Below are 15,711 nucleotides of genomic sequence, written 5' to 3' on the forward strand. Positions count from 1 at the left end.
CGCTTCACTTGTAGGAGTTGGGTGAGCTGCGACTGCGAGATCGCACATCGCGCCGTAATCGTGAGGCATCGTGGTCGCGGCTTGCGCCGCTCCTACCCTTAAAGCGACGCGCCCCACGATTGGGGCGCCATCCGCCGCTGCATCGCGTTCAGCTCATGCGCACACACGCGTTGCGCGCTCGATCGAAGTTCCGCACATCCGCGCCGCGAATCCGATCGCGGTCACGTTTGCATGCGGTTTTGGTGTTGCGCGAGGCGTCCGTGCGGCGTTCGCGCTGTGCAAGCTCGTGCGCGGCGCATGCGTGCCGTTCGCAGTCGCGTAGAGAGCGCCGGATCGCAATCCAGGAGACGACATGACTATCGCAAGGATTTCGCCGCAGGCGTTCGGCCTGCTGATCGGCGCCTGCCTGTTGAGCGGCACCGCCTTCGCCGCCGACACCCGCCCGGCCCCGCTGACCGCCGGCCAGACGCGTGCCGTCGACCTGCGGCTGGGACCGCATCTGGGCCTGTCGAAGTCGGCATGGTCGCAGCCGGTGCGGATCGGCACGCCCGATGCGGCCTTCATCAAAGTGCACTTCGAGCACTTCGATTTACCGGCAGGCGTGACCCTGCAGGTGTCGAACCCGCAGGGCACCGAGGTCTATCGCTATCGCCAGGGCGACCTGGGTCGCCACACGGTCGATGCCGCGCTCGGCGAGGACGGCAAGACCCGTTTCGGCGCGATGTCGATCGCCGGCAATACCGCGGTGCTGCGCCTGGTCGGCACGCCGACCGAGCCGTGGGCCCCGCGGCACGGCGTGCGCGTGAGCCGTTACGACGAAGGCTTGCCGCAAGCGTTGATGGGCGAGTTGAACGATGCCGGCCTGCTCGGCGGCGACGTCTCGGCCAAGTCGATCTGCGGGGTCAAGGACAGCCGCCCGGTCGCCTGCTATGCCGGCACCGACGCCACCGCGGTCGCGCGCTCCAAGCCGGTCGCGCTGATCCTGCTCAACGGGACCAAGTGGTGTACGGCCTGGCGCGTGGGCGCCGACAACCGCATCTTCACCAACAACCACTGCCTCGACAGCGCCGCCGACGTGGCCGCGTCCGAGTACTGGTTCAACTACCAGGCCACCACCTGCACCGGCACTACCAGCGGCACCTTGACCAAGGTCGCCGGCGACAAGTTGCTCAAGACCGATCAGACCCTGGACTACAGCCTGCTCACGGTGAAGAACTTCGCCGCCATTTCCAGCTTCGGTTACCTGAGCCTGGAGGTGCGCAAGCCGGTGCTCGGCGAGGAGATCTACATCAGCGGCCATCCCGCCACGCGCATGAAGGAGTTGTCGGTGGTCAGCGATCGCGACGGCGGCGGCCGCTGCAAGGTCATCGACGCCGATGCCGACGGTTACGGCACCAACACCGATGCCGGCTACTACTGCGACACCGAAGGCGGCAACTCCGGCTCGCCGGTGCTGGCGCGCTCCTCGCACAAGGTCGTCGCGTTGCACCACTTCGGCGGCAACTGCAATCTGCAGGCACCGAACCGCGGCGTGAAGATGCAGTTGATCTGGCCGCAGGTGAAGTCGTTCTTCAACAACGTGGTGCCCTGAGCTGCGTCTAACCGTACAGCCGTGCGGATTGCCGCACGGCTGTACGCGAGCGGCTGTGGCGGTTGGAAGAGTTACTGCGTCATCCGCCTGCCGTCGTTCCCGCGAAGGCGGGCTCCACTTTACTTCGGCGCAGCCGAATACCTAGGGCTCTATCGAAGCAATGCGCTGAAGTCTCTGCGGCCCGGCCAGGGCGCATGGCGCCCTGGCGTTCATGGATGCGCGAGCCAGTGGCTCGCAAACGCATCCATTCACCCCGTCTTCGCTGGGATGACGGTTGGGAAAGGCGTTACCTCATCTACCTGCTGTCGCTCCACCGAAGGCGGGAGCACAGGGCTTTACCGAGGCATTGCGCTGAAGTCTCTGGACCCCCGCCTTCGCGGGGGTGACGGCTGAGAGCGTTGTTCTCGATGACGTGCGCGAGAATCATCGACTCCCGACTCCCGACTCCCGACTCCCGACTCCCGACTCCCGACTCCCGATTCCCGATTCCCGATTCCCGATTCCCGATTCCCGACTCCGGCCAAAAGAAAACCCGCCACAGGGGCGGGTTCTCTTCTGAAGGCTTTGGATCCCCGCCTTCGCGGGGATGATGCAATGGCACAGGCATTCGCGCTAAGCGCGAACGCGCCATTGCATCACTTGATCTTGCCTTCCTTGTAGATCACGTGCTTGCGAACGACGGGGTCGTACTTCTTGACCTCCATCTTCGCCGGGGTGTTCTTCTTGTTCTTGTCGGTCGTGTAGAAGTGACCGGTGTTCGCCGTCGAGATCAGGCGGATCTTGTCGCGCTTGGAAGCCATGGGTCAGTCCTCCTCAGATCTTTTCGCCGCGGGCGCGGAGCTCGGCGAGAACGGAGTCGATGCCGTTCTTGTCGATGGTGCGCAGGGCATGGGCGGAAACACGCAGCTTCACCCAACGGTTCTCACTGGCGACCCAGAAACGGCGCTCGTGCAGATTGGGGAGGAAACGGCGGCGGGTTTTGTTCATGGCATGCGAGACGTTGTTACCAGTCGTCGTTCGCTTGCCCGATACTTGGCATACGCGGGACATTACGCACCTCGAAAAGGTCTGTGCTTCCCTTGGCCAGGGAGGCGGCGGCCCCGATGCCGACATTCGATCGAATGCTGCATCACGCGACACGGGTCAGGATTAAAAATCCGCTGCACCATGGCGGGCCGGAATCGCGTTTCCGGGTCCGCCCGGATACCCCTAAGGGCAAGCCGGACGCAGCGAGCCGCGCATTATGCCGGCAAATGCAAGCCGGAACAAGCACTTGGGGCCGGGCAAGGGCCGAAACCGCCAGCGCTCCTACCCTTGGAGTCCAGGTAATCGCAGGCCAGCCTGAGACGCTCAGTGGCTGTTGCGGTCGCGGTGCCAGCCGCGGTGCTTGATGTCCAGGTACAGGCTGTAGGCGGCGGTGAAGGCCGGGAACAGGTTCTGGATCACGCCGACCGAGTCCTGCTTCTGCGAGAACACGAAGTAGCTCAGGGTCATCACGCTGCCGACCAAGCTCATGTACCAGAACGCGCGCGGGATCACCGGCTTGCCCTGGCGCTTGCTGGCGATGAACTGGACCAGCCAGCGGCCGCCGAACATGAAGGCGCCGACCAGGCCGATCAGCTTCCACGGCGACATGTGCAGCCCGGTCCAGGCCAACCACGAGATCGGGGAGTTCATGAAGTCCATGGCGGGCCTCAGCGTTCGACGATCGCGGTGAGCTTGGCCCGGCGGATCAGCCAGGCGACGCCGCGCAGGTCGGCGATGCCGACCAGGGCGCGGTTGAGGTTGTTGTACTTGGACACGCCGGTGCTGCGGGCGCGGTGGTTGACCGGCACGCTCACGGTCTTCCAGCCGGCGCGCTGGATCAGCGCCGGCAGGTAGCGGTGCATGTGGTTGAAGTACGGCAGTTCGAGGAAGGCGGCACGCTCGAACAGCTTGATGCCGCAACCGGTGTCGGGGGTGTCGTCGCGCAGCATGCGGCTGCGGATCGCGTTGGCCCACTTGGAGGCCCAGCGCTTGCTGCCGGAGTCTTGGCGGTTGACCCGCCAGCCCGCGAACAGTTTCACCTCGGCGCCGGACTCGGCGCGCTTGGCGAGCAGCTTGGGGATGTCGGCCGGGTCGTTCTGGCCGTCGCCGTCGAGGGTCGCGATCCAGGTGCCGCGCGCGGCTTTGACGCCGTTGCGCACCGCGGTGCTCTGCCCGCTCTGGGTGACGTGGTGCAGCACCCGCAGCTCGGGCACGCCGGCTTTCAGCGCTTCCAGCGCGGCCAGGGTACCGTCGCGCGAGTGGTCGTCGACGTAGACGATCTCGAAATCGCCGCCGTCGGACGGCGCGCGGCCGCGCAGGGCGGTGGTGATTTCCTGGATCAGCGGGGCGACGTTGTCCTGTTCGTTGAACACCGGTACGACGACGGACAGTTGTGGGCTTTGCGTCATTGCTTGGAACTCGCGATGGATTCGATGCGATTGCGCCCTGGAGCGGACAGGCGAAGGCGGGCGCGCTGCGGGCGAGTGCAGACGCGACCGCCGGTACGCGACGGCACCTCACGCCCCCTTACCGCCGGGGCGCCCGGTCTTTCGGGCTGCCTCCCCCGAGGGGAAGGGAACTGCAGGGGATTCAGGTTCTTCTTGTCGGCGCCGACCGCGAGCGCGGTGGAGCCAGGATAGTGTGTCATCGCGGCGGCGAACCGGAGCTTCACATCGTCACGGTGCCGCCGGGAAGCGCCGGTCCGGCCGGCCGCCGCAACCGCCGCAACCGCAGCCGGCGATGGGCTCAGGCACGGTCGCCGAAGTAACCGCGGCACCAGTCGACCACCCGCGGCAGGCCGAGCTCGATCGAGGTGCTCGGCTCGAAGCCGAACGCCGCCCGGGCGCGGCCGGTGTCGGCCATGGTCTCGATCATGTCGCCCGGCTGCATCGGCTTGTAAACCTTCTCGGCGCTGCGGCCGGCGGCCTCCTCGATCACCGCGATGAAGCGCTCCAGCTCGACCGGGGTGTGGTTGCCCAGGTTGAACACGCGGTGCGGCGGGTCCTGCTCGGAAGGGTGGCCGAGCGCGCCGAGCACGCCGGCGACGATGTCGTCGATGTAGGTGAAGTCGCGCCGCATCTTGCCGTGGTTGAACACGTCGATCGGGCGCCCGGCCAGTACCGCGCGCGAGAACAGCAACGGCGCCATGTCGGGCCGGCCCCAGGGGCCGTAGACCGTGAAGAAGCGCAGGCCGGTCGCGTGCAAGCCGTAGAGGTGGGCGTAGGTGTGCGCCATCAGCTCGTTGGCGGCCTTGGTCGCGGCGTACAGCGAACGCGGCTGGTCGATGCGCTGGTCTTCGGAGAACGGCGGCGTGGCCGAATCGCCGTACACCGAAGAGGAACTGGCGTAGACCAGGTGGCGCACCTCGCGGTGCCGGCACAGCTCGAGCAGATTGACGAAGCCGGCCAGGTTGCTGTCGACGTAGGCGTGCGGGTGGGTCAGCGAATAGCGCACGCCGGCCTGGGCGGCGAGGTGAATGACGCGTTCGGGCCGGACCTCGTCGAACAACGCGGCCAGACCGTCGCGATCGCCGAGGTCGAGGGCGCGGATGTCGACATCCGGGCACAGCGCGGCGACGCGGTCGCGCTTGAGTTGCGGGTCGTAGTAGTCGTTGTAGTTATCGAGGCCGATCACCGCCTGGCCTTGCGCGCGCAGGGCGCGGCAGACGTAGGCGCCGATGAAGCCGGCTGCGCCGGTGACGAGGATGGTCATGGGAACTGCAACGGGGTAGAGGAAGGGAAGCTTGCCCGAGTTTCGATGAACCGTTGTCGGAAGGAGGTCGTAACGCCCGCGGCGAAGAGGCCGAGGGCGTTACGACGACGTCGTTGTGGGGCGCTCATGCCGGCCGCCGGCAACGAAGGTCGCGAACCGCTGCGCCGCTTACTGGACCGCAATCTGCTTCGACAGGCCGAAGGCCTCGTCGAGCTGTTCCTGGCTGCTAGCATCGATCCAGACATAGACCTTGACCTTGCTCTTGGGCTTGGCGCCGGGCAGGTTGATCTGGGTTTCGCGCGAATACGGACGCGCGTTGTTGACGGTCGCCTTCTTGAACCAGGTGACCGCCTGGGTGCCGACCGTGCCCTTCTCGGCACGCGCCTTCTTGCCCGGCTTGAAGTTGCGCTGGCCGAGGTACACGCCCAGGCCGGAACCGGCGCCGAGGCTCGACGGCAGTTCGAGGTAGCAGATGGTGTAGTTGGCGCCTTGGCGTTCGCCCCATTTCAGGCTGGGGTCGCTGAGTTCGGGGCAGGTGCCCGACTGTGCGAAGGCCAGGGCCGGTGCCAGCAACAAGGTGGCGGCGGCAATCCATTTCATACGAATCTCCTTTCGGTGGTGTCGGTATTGGCGGTCGAACGGCAGGCGGTCGAACGGCGGCGCGATGCGTCCGGCCAAGATGGACGCAGCATTTTAGTGGATCGATCCGGCCCTGCCGCCGTAAAGCGTCACAGGACGATCCCGCCTCGTCCCCGCAGGCTATGCCGGACGAATCGAGCCCGTGCTCGACTTGCGCCGACGGTAAGTCGCGGCGGGAAGCGCTGGGGTTGGGGTCATTGCTTCAGGGTAGGAGCGGCGCGTGACGCGACTGCGAACCTGCCGGGGGAATTCGTCGGAGTCCGGCGGGGTGCCGCGTCCAGCGCGGCGCGACCCGCCAGGCGGCGCTTAGGCCTCGACCTTGCCGCGCAGCCGTTCCAGCACGCCTTCGAGCGAATCCAGATCGGTGTAGTGGATGACCAGGCGGCCCTTGCCGCCGCGGCCGTGCAGCACGTTGACCTTGGTGCTCAGCGATTCCGACAGCTCGCGTTCCAGGGTGACGATGTCGGCCTGCGGCTTGGCCTTGGCCGGCTTGGGCTTGCCCGACACCGGCACCTTGCCGGCGGCGAGCTGCTGCACGCGGTGTTCGACGTCGCGCACCGACCACTGGTTTTCGGCGGCCTGGCGGGCGAGCGCGATCGCCGCCTGCGGGGCCAGCGTGAGCAGGGCGCGCGCATGGCCCATTTCGAGGGCGCGGGTTTCGACCAGGATGCGGATCTCGCTCGGCAGTTCGAGCAGGCGCAGCAGGTTGGACACCGCCGCGCGCGAACGGCCGACCGCTTCGGCGGCCTGGGCGTGGGTGAGGTCGAATTCGTCGATCAGCCGCTGCAGCGCGGTGGCTTCTTCGAGCGGATTGAGGTCTTCGCGCTGGATGTTCTCGATCAGCGCCATCGCGACCACGGTGCGGTCGTCGACTTCGCGGATCACCACCGGAATCACGTCGAGCCCGGCCAGGCGCGAGGCGCGCCAGCGGCGCTCGCCGGCGATGATCTCGTAGGTCTTGCCGCCCTTCTCGCCGATCTCGCGCACCACGATGGGCTGGATCACGCCCTGGGCCTTGATCGATTCGGCCAGTTCGGCCAGCTTGTCCTCGTCCCAGTGCTTGCGCGGCTGGTACTTGCCGGGGCTCAGCGAATCGACCGGCAGGTTGCGCAACATGTCGCCGGGCTGGGCTTCGACCAGGGTCGGCGCTTCGGCGGCGGCCTTGGGGCCGAGCAGGGCTTCGAGGCCGCGGCCGAGGCCGCGCTTCTTGGCAGGGTGACTCATGCCGGGGTCTCCGCGGTGACGGCGTGGACGGCGGCCTTGGCGGCCTGGTCGCGTTCGCGCTGGCGGCGCAGCACTTCGCCGGCCAGGCCCAGGTAGGCGATGCCGCCGCGGCTGGCCTTGTCGTAGCCGACGATGCTCTGGCCGTGGCTCGGGGCCTCGGCCAGGCGCACGTTGCGCGGCACGATGGTCCGGAACACGCGGTCGCCGAAGTGATTGGTGAGTTCGGCCGAAACCGCGTTGGCGAGGTTGTTGCGCACGTCGAACATGGTGCGCAGCACGCCTTCGATTTCCAGTGAAGGATTGAGGTTGGCCTTGAGCGCCTCGATCGTGTCGACCAGCGCGCTTAGGCCTTCCAGTGCGTAGTACTCGCACTGCATCGGCACGATGATCGAGTCGGCCGCGGTCAGCGCGTTCAGGGTCAGCAGCGACAGCGCCGGCGGGCAATCGATGATGATGAAGTCGTAGTTGCCGCGCAGCGGCGCCAGCGCGCGCTTGAGCCGCTGCTCGCGTTCGCTCTCGCCCATCAGGGTGATCTCGGCCGCGGTCAGGTCGATGTTGCCGGGCAGCAGGTCGAAGTCCTCGGGCGCCCGCACGATGGTCGCGGCGGCGTCGGCTTCGCCGAGCAGGACATCGCAGATCGAGTCCTCGAGCTGGCGCTTGTCGATGCCGCTGCCCATGGTCGCGTTGCCCTGCGGGTCCAGGTCGACGAGCAGGACGCGTTTGGGCGTGCGCGCGAGCGCAGCGGCGAGGTTGACCGCGGTGGTGGTCTTGCCGACCCCGCCTTTTTGGTTGGCGACGGCGATGATGCGGGCCATGCGGCTCGTCCCCTGCTGTAACGGTGAGATGACATGAAGGAGGACGGCGCCTGGCGCCGGCCGGACTGGGGATTATGCCCCAGGGCGGGAGTCGGGGAGGGGACCGGGGATCAGGAAGCGCCGGCCGCCTCGCCGCTGCGCCCGACCACCACCATGTGCCGCTCGGCGGCCAGGCCGGGTACCCGCATCGGTTCGACCGAGCGTACGCTCCAGCCGGCCGGCAGGGCGGCGATCTCCTCGTCCGGGCGCACGCCCTTCATCGCCAGCAGCACGCCGCCGGGCTTTAGCAGGTGGCCGCCGAGTTCGAGGATCAGCGGCAGGGTCGCCAGGGCGCGCGCGGTGATCGCATCGTAAGCACCGGGTTCGGCGAAGGCCTCGATCCGCGACTCGGCCACGCGCGCGTCCTTCAGGCTCAGCTGGCGCAAGGCTTCGCGCATGAAGCGGGCCTTCTTGCCGTTGCTCTCGACCAGGGTCACGCGCAGGCCGGGCTTGACGATGGCCAGCGGAATACCGGGCAGGCCGGCGCCGGTGCCCAGGTCGGCCAGGGCGCCGCCGCGACCGGCGAGCTCCTCGACGTAGGGGTGCATGGCCAGAGAGTCGAGCAGGTGCTTGCCGACCATCTCGTGCGGGTCGCGCACGGCGGTCAGGTTGTAGGTGCGGTTCCAGCGCGCGAGCAGGGCCAGATAATCCAGCAAGGGCGCGGCCAGGGCCGGATCGAGGGCGAGCGCGGACAAGCCGGCTTCGAGCTCGCTGCGCAGCCCGGGCGGTAGGGAAACGGGGGTATTCATCGGCGACAGTATCGCCGATGGGCCGAGTCGGGCGCAGCCAGGAGCAGTGGGCGGGGTGTACGAACGATGGTTGCGGTGCCGGTCGCGCCGGCGCTGCAAGGGCGCGGTCGCGGCTTGCGCCGTTCCTGCCCTTTGGACACGCTGCCTACTCCGCCAACGGCCGCCACGCCAACGCGCCCAGATACCCCGGCGCCGGCTCGATCTCGCGCAAGGTCCACTGCTCCGGCCGGCCCAAGGCCGGGTCGCATTCGACCAGGCGCAGCTTGTCGTCGCGTTCTTCGAAACGCAGCTTGTCGAGGCCGAACGACAGCCCGTGGCCATGCGCCTTGAGCACCGCTTCCTTGGCGCACCACAGGCGCAGGAAGGCGCGGTCGCGATCGGGGTGCGTGCGCAGCCAGTCGGATTCGCGATCGGTGAAGAAACGCGCCGACACTTCCAGCGCGCGCGGCCGTCGCTGCAGACGCTCCAGGTCGACGCCGACCCGCGCCTGCAGGGCCAGTGCGACCAGCAGGCGTTCGCCGCTGTGGCTCCAATTGCAGTCGTAGCGATCGTGCGGCGGGTCCAGGTGCGGACGCTGGCGGCCGTCGCGGGTCAGCGACAAGGCCGGATCGCCGAGCTGCCCGGCCAGCCACTCGCGCGCTTCCGGTTCGGCCGGTCGGCCGTGCCGGTGCGGCAGCCAGGTCCAGCGCACACCGTGGCCGTCGGAGCGTTCCGAATACGTATCGACTAGCGAAGGTGAACGGCCGGACAGGGACATGAACAGGTGTGCTTTGGCCTGGAACAGGCCGGTCAGCGTAAGCTAAACCCTGGGGGTACGGGTTCGTGGCGGCGGCACAGCGCGGGGGCGCGGTGCGATCGCATTGGTGCCGCGAGGGTCCGAAGGGACCGTCAGCTGCCGATCAGGCGGGCCCGGGCAAGTTGCAACACATTGGAAGCGGCCCTCAGGCCGCGGGAAATCTATTTGATGTCAGCGGTTATCGATCCGAGCCTTGTTCCGTTCAGCCAGGATCCTGCGTCGCCCGGCGGCGAGTCGTTCGCGCTGGTCGCGGGTGCGCCCGAGCGCACCTTGGCCTTCGGCCCCGACGGCGTCGTCGATCGCGCGAGTTTCGAGGCCGAAGTGCGCGCGCTCGCGGCGACGCTGCCGGCGGCGCAGTACGCGGTCAACCTGTGCGAAAACCGCTATCGCTTCCTGGTCGCCTTGTGCGCGGTGGCCTTGCGCGGGCAAGGCAATCTGTTGCCGCCTTCGCGCGCGCCGGCGGTGGTCGACGATGTGCTCGCGCGTTATCCCGACAGCTACTGCATCGGCGATCTCGCCCTCGATCCGCTGCCGCCGCGTTATCTGCGTTTGCCGACCGAACTGCCGCGCGACGCCGGCGACGCGTTGACCGCGCAGGCCGCGGCCTTGCTCGCGATCGGCTTCACCTCCGGCAGCACCGGCCAGCCCAAGCCCAACGCCAAGACCTGGCAGGCCTTCCGCACCAGCACCGCGCAGAACCTGATCGCGCTGGGCGACTTGTTGCGCGCCGGCGAAGTCACTTATCTGGTCGCGACGGTGCCGCCGCAGCACATGTACGGCATGGAGATGTCGGTGTTGCTGCCCTTGCTCGGCCCGGTCGCGGTGCACGCAAATCGGCCGTTTTTCCCGGGCGATGTCGCACTTGCGCTCGGCGATGCGCCGACCCCGCCCTTGCTGGTGACCACGCCGGTGCATCTGCGCGCGCTGGTCGAATCCGGCGTCGAGCTGCCGCCGCTGGCCGGCATCGTCTCGGCGACCGCACCGCTGCCGGTCGAACTCGCGGTGGCGGCGGAAACGCGCTACGGCTGCGAAGTGCGCGAAGTGTTCGGCTCGACCGAGACCTGCGTGTTCGCCCGTCGCCGCACCGCGCGCGAGGCGGCGTGGACGCCGTTGCCGGGCGTGCGCGTATGTCCGCAACCCGACGGCACCGCGATCCACGCGCCGCATCTGTCCGAGCCGGTGGTCCTCGCCGATCTGATGGAAGTCGAGGCCGACGGGCGTTTCGTGCTGCGCGGGCGCAGCGCCGACTTGCTGGAGATCGCCGGCAAGCGCGCCTCGCTCGGCGACCTCACCCGCAAGCTGCTCGCGATCGAGGGCGTACTCGACGGCGCCATGTTCCAGCTCGATGCCGCCGACGCCTTCGGTGTGCGCCGCATCGCCGCTCTGGTGGTGGCGCCCGCGCTCGACGAAGCTTCGATCCTGCAGGCCCTGCGCCAGAGCATCGACCCGGTGTTCCTGCCGCGTCCGTTGCGCCGCGTCGACGCTTTGCCGCGCAACGAAACCGGAAAGCTGCCGCGCCACGCGGTCGAGGCGATGCTCCGCGACGCCGAGTGATCGCGCTGCAAGAGGCCTCGGCGCGAACGCGAAAACCGCCGCGGCTTCATGCCGGTTTCGCGCAGAATCGATGCGGACCATGCCGGATCGGTACCGACCATCGGCGAATCGCGACGTTCATCGGGAGAAGCGAAACGCAGCTGCCGTAGGCCTGTGAACCATACCCAGGCGCAATGTGCTTTTTGCCTTGTGGTACAGCGTTTTCTTCACATTCCTAAGCGCGGTTTCTGACGTCGTCGTCACGTGCGCCGATTCATGCTGCAGCTGCCCCCGAACGAGGGACAGCGATTCGCACCATGCGCATCGTGTCGCCTTGGGCTCATCAGAATCGCTAGGAGAACGCACATGCTCGGTATCATCATTTGGCTGGTAGTAGGCGGCATCATCGGTTGGATCGCCAGCATGATCATGAAGACCGATGGTCAGCAGGGTCTCTTCCTCAACATCATCGTCGGCATCGTCGGCGCGTTCCTCGGCGGTTGGCTGGGCGGCGTGCTCGGCATCGGCGCCGGTACTATCAACAGCGGTGCGTTCAGTCTGTCCGGATTGTTGCTGTCGCTGGTCGGCGCGATCGTTCTGCTCGCGATCGTGAACCTGTTCCGTCGCGGACGCGTGCGTTAAGCGCTACGCGTTGCCCCATAAAAAAGGCCCGGCATTGCCGGGCCTTTTTTATGGGGCGGGAATGGGGAATCGGGAATGGAGAATCGTGAGCAGCGCCGTCGAAGTGAATGCTTGCAACAGCACACAAGCTTCTTATGCTTTTCCCGATTCCCGATTCCCGATTCCCGATTCCCGATTCCCGATTCCCGATTCCCGATTCCCGATTCCCGATTCCCGATTCCCGATTCCCGATTCTCAAGCCAACTCCACCCAAGCCGGCGCGTGATCGCTCGGGCGGTCCCAGGTGCGCGGTTCGCGGTCGATGCCGGCAGCGATGCAGCGGGCGCGCAGCGAGTCGGAGATCAGGGTCAGGTCGATGCGCAGACCGAGGTTGCGGCGGAAGCCGGCCTGGCGGTAATCCCACCACGAGAACTGGCCTTCTTCCTGGTTGTGCAGGCGGTAGGCGTCGTGCAGGCCGAGCGCTTGCAGGCGTTGCAATGCTTCGCGTTCGGCGGTCGAGGTCAGGATGTGGTGCTCGTTCCACACCGCCGGGTCGTGGGTGTCGCGCGCTTCCGGTGCGATGTTGAAATCGCCGAGCACGATCAGGTCCGGATAGCGGGCGAGTTCGTTCTGCAGCCAGGCGTGCACGGCGTCGAGCCAGCGCAGCTTGTAGGCGTATTTGTCGGTGCCGACGTCCTGGCCGTTGACCACGTACAGATTGACGATGCGCAGGCCGGCGACGGTGGCGGCGATGACGCGCTTTTGCTCGTCGTCGAAACCGGGGATGCCGATCTGCACGTCGCTGGCGCTTTCGCGCGAGAGGATGGCGACGCCGTTGTAGGTCTTCTGCCCGGCGAACACGCTGCGGTAGCCGGCGCCGACCAGCGCGGTGTCCGGGAAGCGCGTGTCCTCGAGCTTGGTTTCCTGCAGCGCGACGATGTCGGGAGCGAACGTGCCGAGCCACTGTTCCAGATGCGGCAGGCGCACGTTGAGCGAGTTGACGTTCCAGCTGACGATTTTCATGGCGGCAAGTGTAGCCTCAGCGCCGCTCGCTGTCGGCCTCGGCGGTCTCGTTGGTGCCGGCGCGGCGGTCGTTCGCGCTCCCGCCGTCGGCAGTCTTTCCCGGTTGGGCCGAACCGTCGGGCGGGCACAGGGCGTGGTGGATGCGCGCGGCCGCGGCGATGCGTGCGGCCGAGTCCGCGCCCGTCGGCCGGCGTTCGGATTCGCTGAGTTCGTAGACCGCGCAGGGTTTGCGCGCGTGCTCGGAGCGGCGCGGGTCGGCGCCGGCCTTGCGCAGGGCTTCGACGAGTTCGGCCGGCACCGCCGGGTCCGGGCCGCGGTCGAGCAGTTCGGACAATTCATAGCTCAGGTGCGACAGCGCATCCGCGCCCTCGCTCTGTCCCGCGCTCAACATCGCCGCGAACTCAGGGTCGGCGGCGATCAGTTCCTGCAGCATCGGTTTGGAGCGCACCGCGCGCAGGGCGGGGTTGCGCTGTTCCTCGCTGAAGCCGAATCCGGCCTGCAGCCATGCGCGCAGGCCGGCGTCGTGCCAGCGCTTCAGTACGGTATCGGCGGGGTCGCGCGCGGCGCTGCACGTGCCGGTGTCGCCGCGGTAGTCGGACGCGAGCAGAGGGGTGCGCGCCGCATCGGGTTGCTCCAGGGTGCGCCGCCACAGGCCGGCCCAGGTCGGGAACAGCGCGGGCTCGTCGCGTTCGCTCAGGTAATGCAGTAAGACCAGCAGCGCCGCCTGTTTCTCCTGGCGCGGCCAGGCGCCGTCGACGACGGCCGCGGCGGCTTCGAGCAGGTCGGCGCTCGGCAAGGCCTCGCCATAGGCGTGATCGTCGAACCACAGCCACTGTTCGAAGGTGTAGGTGGCGCCGCCGCCTAGCGCACACAGCGCTTTCGGCGCGCTGAAGCCGTCGGGCAAGGCGGGCAGCGCTTTGCGGATGCGGGCGTGGTCGTGGCTGCGCACGGTCGCGACGAATTCGGCATAGCGCGCCTTCTTGTCCTCGAAGGCCTGGGTCCGGCGGGCATGGATCAGGTGCAGGCTGAGTGGCAGTGCGAGCACCGCGACGACCGCGCCGATCGTCACCCCGAGCAGGGCCTGGCCGATGCGTCGGCTCAGGCCGCCCCAGATCAACACCGGCAGGGGCACCAACAGGGCGACGACTGCACCGGTCAGGACGGCGTCGGAGTAATCCCAAAAATCGGCGGCTTCGGTGCCGCGGGTCAGCACTACCCAGACCAGCCAGGCGAAGGCGGCCAGCGGAAAGGCCGCCAGCGCGACCCAGAACACCGCGCGGCTGCGGCGGGGCGCCGGCGATGAGGGCGGCAGGTCGTTCGGTGCGGGAGGTACTGAGCCGGCCATGGCATGCGATCCGTGGTGGGCTCCGACCCGGCATGGGTCGGAGCGAGGCCGGCTATTTCGCCAGCCAGCGGATCATCGCATCGATCTTGCCGCGGTACGGCGGCTTAAGCAGGTCGCTCGCGGCGAGCCGGCGCTGGTGGAACACCGGCAGCAGCTTGCTGAAGGTGTCGAAGCCGTTGTGGCCGTGGATGGCGCCGATGCCGCTCGGGCCGATGCCGCCGAACGGCAGGTCGTGCGCGCCGAAATGCAGCAGGGTGTCGTTGACGGTGACGCCGCCGGCCAGGGTCTGGGCGAGGATGCGCTCGATCTGGGCGCGGTCGTGGCCGAACGGGTACAGCGCCAGCGGTCGGTCGAGCGCGTTGATGCGGGCGATGGCTTCGTCGAGCGTGCGGTAGGACAGCACCGGCAGGATCGGCCCGAAAATCTCGTGCTGCATGACCTGGGCGTCGGCGCCGGGCTCGATCACCAGCGCCGGCGGGAAGATGCGTTCGGCCACGCGCTGTTCGCGCGGCACGCTGTCGGCGAAGGGCTCGACCACGTCCAGGCCGCGTGCGCGGGCGTCGTCGAGATAACCCGACAGGCGCTGGTACTGGCTGGCGTTGATGATGCGGGTGTAGTCCTGCGGCGCGACCAGGTCGCCGTAGCGTTCTTTCAATTGCTTGAGCAGGGCCGCGACCAGTTCGTCGCGGCGTGCCGCGTCGACCAGCACGTAGTCGACGCCGATGCAGGTCTGGCCGGCGTTGAACCATTTGCCGCTGGCGATGCGCGCGGCGGCGCGTTCGATCGGGTAGTCGGCGCAGATCAGCGCCGGCGCCTTGCCGCCGAGTTCCAGGGTCACCGGGGTCAGGTTGGGCGCGGCCGCGGCCATGACCTTGCGCCCGACCGCGGTCGAGCCGGTGAACAGCAGATGGTCGAACGGCAGCGCCGAGAACGCCGCACCGATCTCGGGGCCGCCGAGCGCGACCGCGACGCGGTCCTCGGGGAATACCTCGGCCAGCAGGTCGCGCAGGAACTGGGCGGTGCGCGGGGTGTGTTCGGACGGCTTCAGATAGACGTGGTTGCCGGCGGCGATCGCCGACACCAGCGGCACCAGGGCCAGGTTCACCGGGTAATTCCACGGCGAGAGGATGCCGACCACGCCGACCGGTTCGGGACGGATCTCGGCGCGCGCCGGCCAGAAGCGCCAGCCGACCGCGGCCCGGCGCGGGCGCATCCAGCGGCGCAGATGGCTCAGGGCGTGATCGATCTCGGCCAGAGTGATCATCGCCTCCGAGAGCAGGTTCTCGTGGCTGGAGCGGTGGCCGAAATCGGCGCGGATCGCCGCGTCCATCGCCGCGCTGCGGGCGCGGAAGGCGTCGCGCAGCCGCAGCAGGTCGGCGCGGCGTTGCGCGTAGTCGGGCTTGCGCGCCTGCCAGGCGGTGCGCAGGCGCTCGCGGGTGGCGGCGAGTTCGGTCGGGGCGGTATCGGCGATCGTATCCATACGCCGCAGTCTAGTCGGGTTCGGGCGCTCAGCGTGCGGGCGGCAGGGGACAGCTGAGGGGGGCGAATCGGCCGAACACCGTCGCCCGGCATGCCGATCGCATCCGTTCGCCGTACCG

The 15,711-nt window shown here is 68.1% G+C and carries 16 protein-coding genes; 3 read left to right on the forward strand and 13 right to left on the reverse strand.

Going from position 1 to position 15,711, the window contains the following annotated elements; all coding sequences use genetic code 11:
- Window positions 1-352 precede the first annotated feature (352 nt).
- Window positions 353-1,591 (forward strand): trypsin-like serine peptidase, encoded by a 1,239-nt coding sequence (locus tag ACTJJK_RS07460; RefSeq protein ID WP_051884414.1) that lies wholly within the window; start codon window positions 353-355, stop codon window positions 1,589-1,591.
- A 635-nt stretch (window positions 1,592-2,226) separates the two neighbouring features.
- Here the strand turns inward: ACTJJK_RS07460 and rpmG are convergent.
- The 10 genes from rpmG to ACTJJK_RS07510 form a co-directional block, all read right to left on the reverse strand.
- A complete protein-coding gene (gene rpmG / locus ACTJJK_RS07465) occupies window positions 2,227-2,391 on the reverse strand; it encodes a 50S ribosomal protein L33 (protein ID WP_031370656.1) in 165 nt (54 codons plus the stop codon).
- A gap of 13 nt (window positions 2,392-2,404) precedes the next feature.
- On the reverse strand, window positions 2,405-2,641 hold the full coding sequence (gene rpmB, locus ACTJJK_RS07470) for a 50S ribosomal protein L28 (protein WP_031370657.1): 237 nt from the start codon (window positions 2,639-2,641) through the stop codon (window positions 2,405-2,407).
- 300 nt (window positions 2,642-2,941) lie between these two features.
- On the reverse strand, window positions 2,942-3,277 hold the full coding sequence (locus tag ACTJJK_RS07475) for a lipid-A-disaccharide synthase N-terminal domain-containing protein (RefSeq protein WP_031370658.1): 336 nt from the start codon (window positions 3,275-3,277) through the stop codon (window positions 2,942-2,944).
- A gap of 8 nt (window positions 3,278-3,285) precedes the next feature.
- On the reverse strand, window positions 3,286-4,026 hold the full coding sequence (locus ACTJJK_RS07480) for a glycosyltransferase family 2 protein (RefSeq protein ID WP_031370659.1): 741 nt from the start codon (window positions 4,024-4,026) through the stop codon (window positions 3,286-3,288).
- 337 nt (window positions 4,027-4,363) lie between these two features.
- The gene (locus tag ACTJJK_RS07485; protein WP_031370660.1) at window positions 4,364-5,329 is read right to left on the reverse strand and encodes an NAD-dependent epimerase/dehydratase family protein; all 966 of its coding nucleotides are present in this window, start codon (window positions 5,327-5,329) and stop codon (window positions 4,364-4,366) included.
- 168 nt (window positions 5,330-5,497) lie between these two features.
- Window positions 5,498-5,929: a hypothetical protein gene (locus tag ACTJJK_RS07490; protein ID WP_152566082.1), complete on the reverse strand. Its 432-nt coding sequence runs from the start codon at window positions 5,927-5,929 to the stop codon at window positions 5,498-5,500.
- Between the two features lie 345 nt (window positions 5,930-6,274).
- On the reverse strand, window positions 6,275-7,192 hold the full coding sequence (locus ACTJJK_RS07495; protein ID WP_031370663.1) for a ParB/RepB/Spo0J family partition protein: 918 nt from the start codon (window positions 7,190-7,192) through the stop codon (window positions 6,275-6,277).
- Window positions 7,189-8,007, reverse strand: coding sequence for a ParA family protein (locus ACTJJK_RS07500; protein WP_031370664.1), 819 nt, complete (start codon window positions 8,005-8,007; stop codon window positions 7,189-7,191). Before ACTJJK_RS07500 ends, ACTJJK_RS07495 begins: the two co-directional genes overlap by 4 nt.
- A gap of 110 nt (window positions 8,008-8,117) precedes the next feature.
- Entirely contained in the window at window positions 8,118-8,795 is a 678-nt protein-coding gene (gene rsmG, locus ACTJJK_RS07505) for a 16S rRNA (guanine(527)-N(7))-methyltransferase RsmG (RefSeq protein WP_031370665.1), read from the reverse strand.
- A gap of 145 nt (window positions 8,796-8,940) precedes the next feature.
- Window positions 8,941-9,552: a 4'-phosphopantetheinyl transferase family protein gene (locus ACTJJK_RS07510; protein WP_081930601.1), complete on the reverse strand. Its 612-nt coding sequence runs from the start codon at window positions 9,550-9,552 to the stop codon at window positions 8,941-8,943.
- Between the two features lie 282 nt (window positions 9,553-9,834).
- Here ACTJJK_RS07510 and ACTJJK_RS07515 point away from each other — a divergent pair, with 282 nt between their 5' ends.
- Both ACTJJK_RS07515 and ACTJJK_RS07520 read left to right on the forward strand, forming a co-directional pair.
- Window positions 9,835-11,145, forward strand: coding sequence for an AMP-binding protein (locus tag ACTJJK_RS07515; RefSeq protein ID WP_031370667.1), 1,311 nt, complete (start codon window positions 9,835-9,837; stop codon window positions 11,143-11,145).
- Window positions 11,146-11,490: 345 nt separating this feature from the next.
- Window positions 11,491-11,766 (forward strand): GlsB/YeaQ/YmgE family stress response membrane protein, encoded by a 276-nt coding sequence (locus ACTJJK_RS07520; protein WP_031370668.1) that lies wholly within the window; start codon window positions 11,491-11,493, stop codon window positions 11,764-11,766.
- Between the two features lie 234 nt (window positions 11,767-12,000).
- Here ACTJJK_RS07520 and xth read toward each other — a convergent pair whose 3' ends face one another.
- From xth to ACTJJK_RS07535, 3 genes are read right to left on the reverse strand one after another with little or no spacing between them, the layout of a single operon-like run.
- Entirely contained in the window at window positions 12,001-12,768 is a 768-nt protein-coding gene (gene xth, locus ACTJJK_RS07525; protein WP_440729902.1) for an exodeoxyribonuclease III, read from the reverse strand.
- Window positions 12,769-12,784: 16 nt separating this feature from the next.
- The gene (locus ACTJJK_RS07530) at window positions 12,785-14,113 is read right to left on the reverse strand and encodes a hypothetical protein (RefSeq protein ID WP_440729903.1); all 1,329 of its coding nucleotides are present in this window, start codon (window positions 14,111-14,113) and stop codon (window positions 12,785-12,787) included.
- A 52-nt stretch (window positions 14,114-14,165) separates the two neighbouring features.
- Window positions 14,166-15,593: a coniferyl aldehyde dehydrogenase gene (locus ACTJJK_RS07535; RefSeq protein WP_440729904.1), complete on the reverse strand. Its 1,428-nt coding sequence runs from the start codon at window positions 15,591-15,593 to the stop codon at window positions 14,166-14,168.
- Between the last annotated feature and the right edge of the window lie 118 nt (window positions 15,594-15,711).

Source organism: Lysobacter sp. 22409 (assembly GCF_052045105.1).
Taxonomy (GTDB): domain Bacteria; phylum Pseudomonadota; class Gammaproteobacteria; order Xanthomonadales; family Xanthomonadaceae; genus Lysobacter; species Lysobacter antibioticus_B.

Excerpts from the sequence above, each read along its gene's own strand:
- ACTJJK_RS07460 (WP_051884414.1), top strand. The coding sequence starts at position 353 with ATGACTATCGCAAGGATTTCGCCGCAGGCGTTCGGCCTGCTGATCGGC.
- rpmG (WP_031370656.1), bottom strand. The coding sequence starts at position 2,391 with ATGGCTTCCAAGCGCGACAAGATCCGCCTGATCTCGACGGCGAACACC.
- rpmB (WP_031370657.1), bottom strand. The coding sequence starts at position 2,641 with ATGTCCCGCGTATGCCAAGTATCGGGCAAGCGAACGACGACTGGTAAC.
- ACTJJK_RS07475 (WP_031370658.1), bottom strand. The coding sequence starts at position 3,277 with ATGGACTTCATGAACTCCCCGATCTCGTGGTTGGCCTGGACCGGGCTG.
- ACTJJK_RS07480 (WP_031370659.1), bottom strand. The coding sequence starts at position 4,026 with ATGACGCAAAGCCCACAACTGTCCGTCGTCGTACCGGTGTTCAACGAA.
- ACTJJK_RS07485 (WP_031370660.1), bottom strand. The coding sequence starts at position 5,329 with ATGACCATCCTCGTCACCGGCGCAGCCGGCTTCATCGGCGCCTACGTC.
- ACTJJK_RS07490 (WP_152566082.1), bottom strand. The coding sequence starts at position 5,929 with ATGAAATGGATTGCCGCCGCCACCTTGTTGCTGGCACCGGCCCTGGCC.
- ACTJJK_RS07495 (WP_031370663.1), bottom strand. The coding sequence starts at position 7,192 with ATGAGTCACCCTGCCAAGAAGCGCGGCCTCGGCCGCGGCCTCGAAGCC.
- ACTJJK_RS07500 (WP_031370664.1), bottom strand. The coding sequence starts at position 8,007 with ATGGCCCGCATCATCGCCGTCGCCAACCAAAAAGGCGGGGTCGGCAAG.
- rsmG (WP_031370665.1), bottom strand. The coding sequence starts at position 8,795 with ATGAATACCCCCGTTTCCCTACCGCCCGGGCTGCGCAGCGAGCTCGAA.
- ACTJJK_RS07510 (WP_081930601.1), bottom strand. The coding sequence starts at position 9,552 with ATGTCCCTGTCCGGCCGTTCACCTTCGCTAGTCGATACGTATTCGGAA.
- ACTJJK_RS07520 (WP_031370668.1), top strand. The coding sequence starts at position 11,491 with ATGCTCGGTATCATCATTTGGCTGGTAGTAGGCGGCATCATCGGTTGG.
- xth (WP_440729902.1), bottom strand. The coding sequence starts at position 12,768 with ATGAAAATCGTCAGCTGGAACGTCAACTCGCTCAACGTGCGCCTGCCG.
- ACTJJK_RS07530 (WP_440729903.1), bottom strand. The coding sequence starts at position 14,113 with ATGGCCGGCTCAGTACCTCCCGCACCGAACGACCTGCCGCCCTCATCG.
- ACTJJK_RS07535 (WP_440729904.1), bottom strand. The coding sequence starts at position 15,593 with ATGGATACGATCGCCGATACCGCCCCGACCGAACTCGCCGCCACCCGC.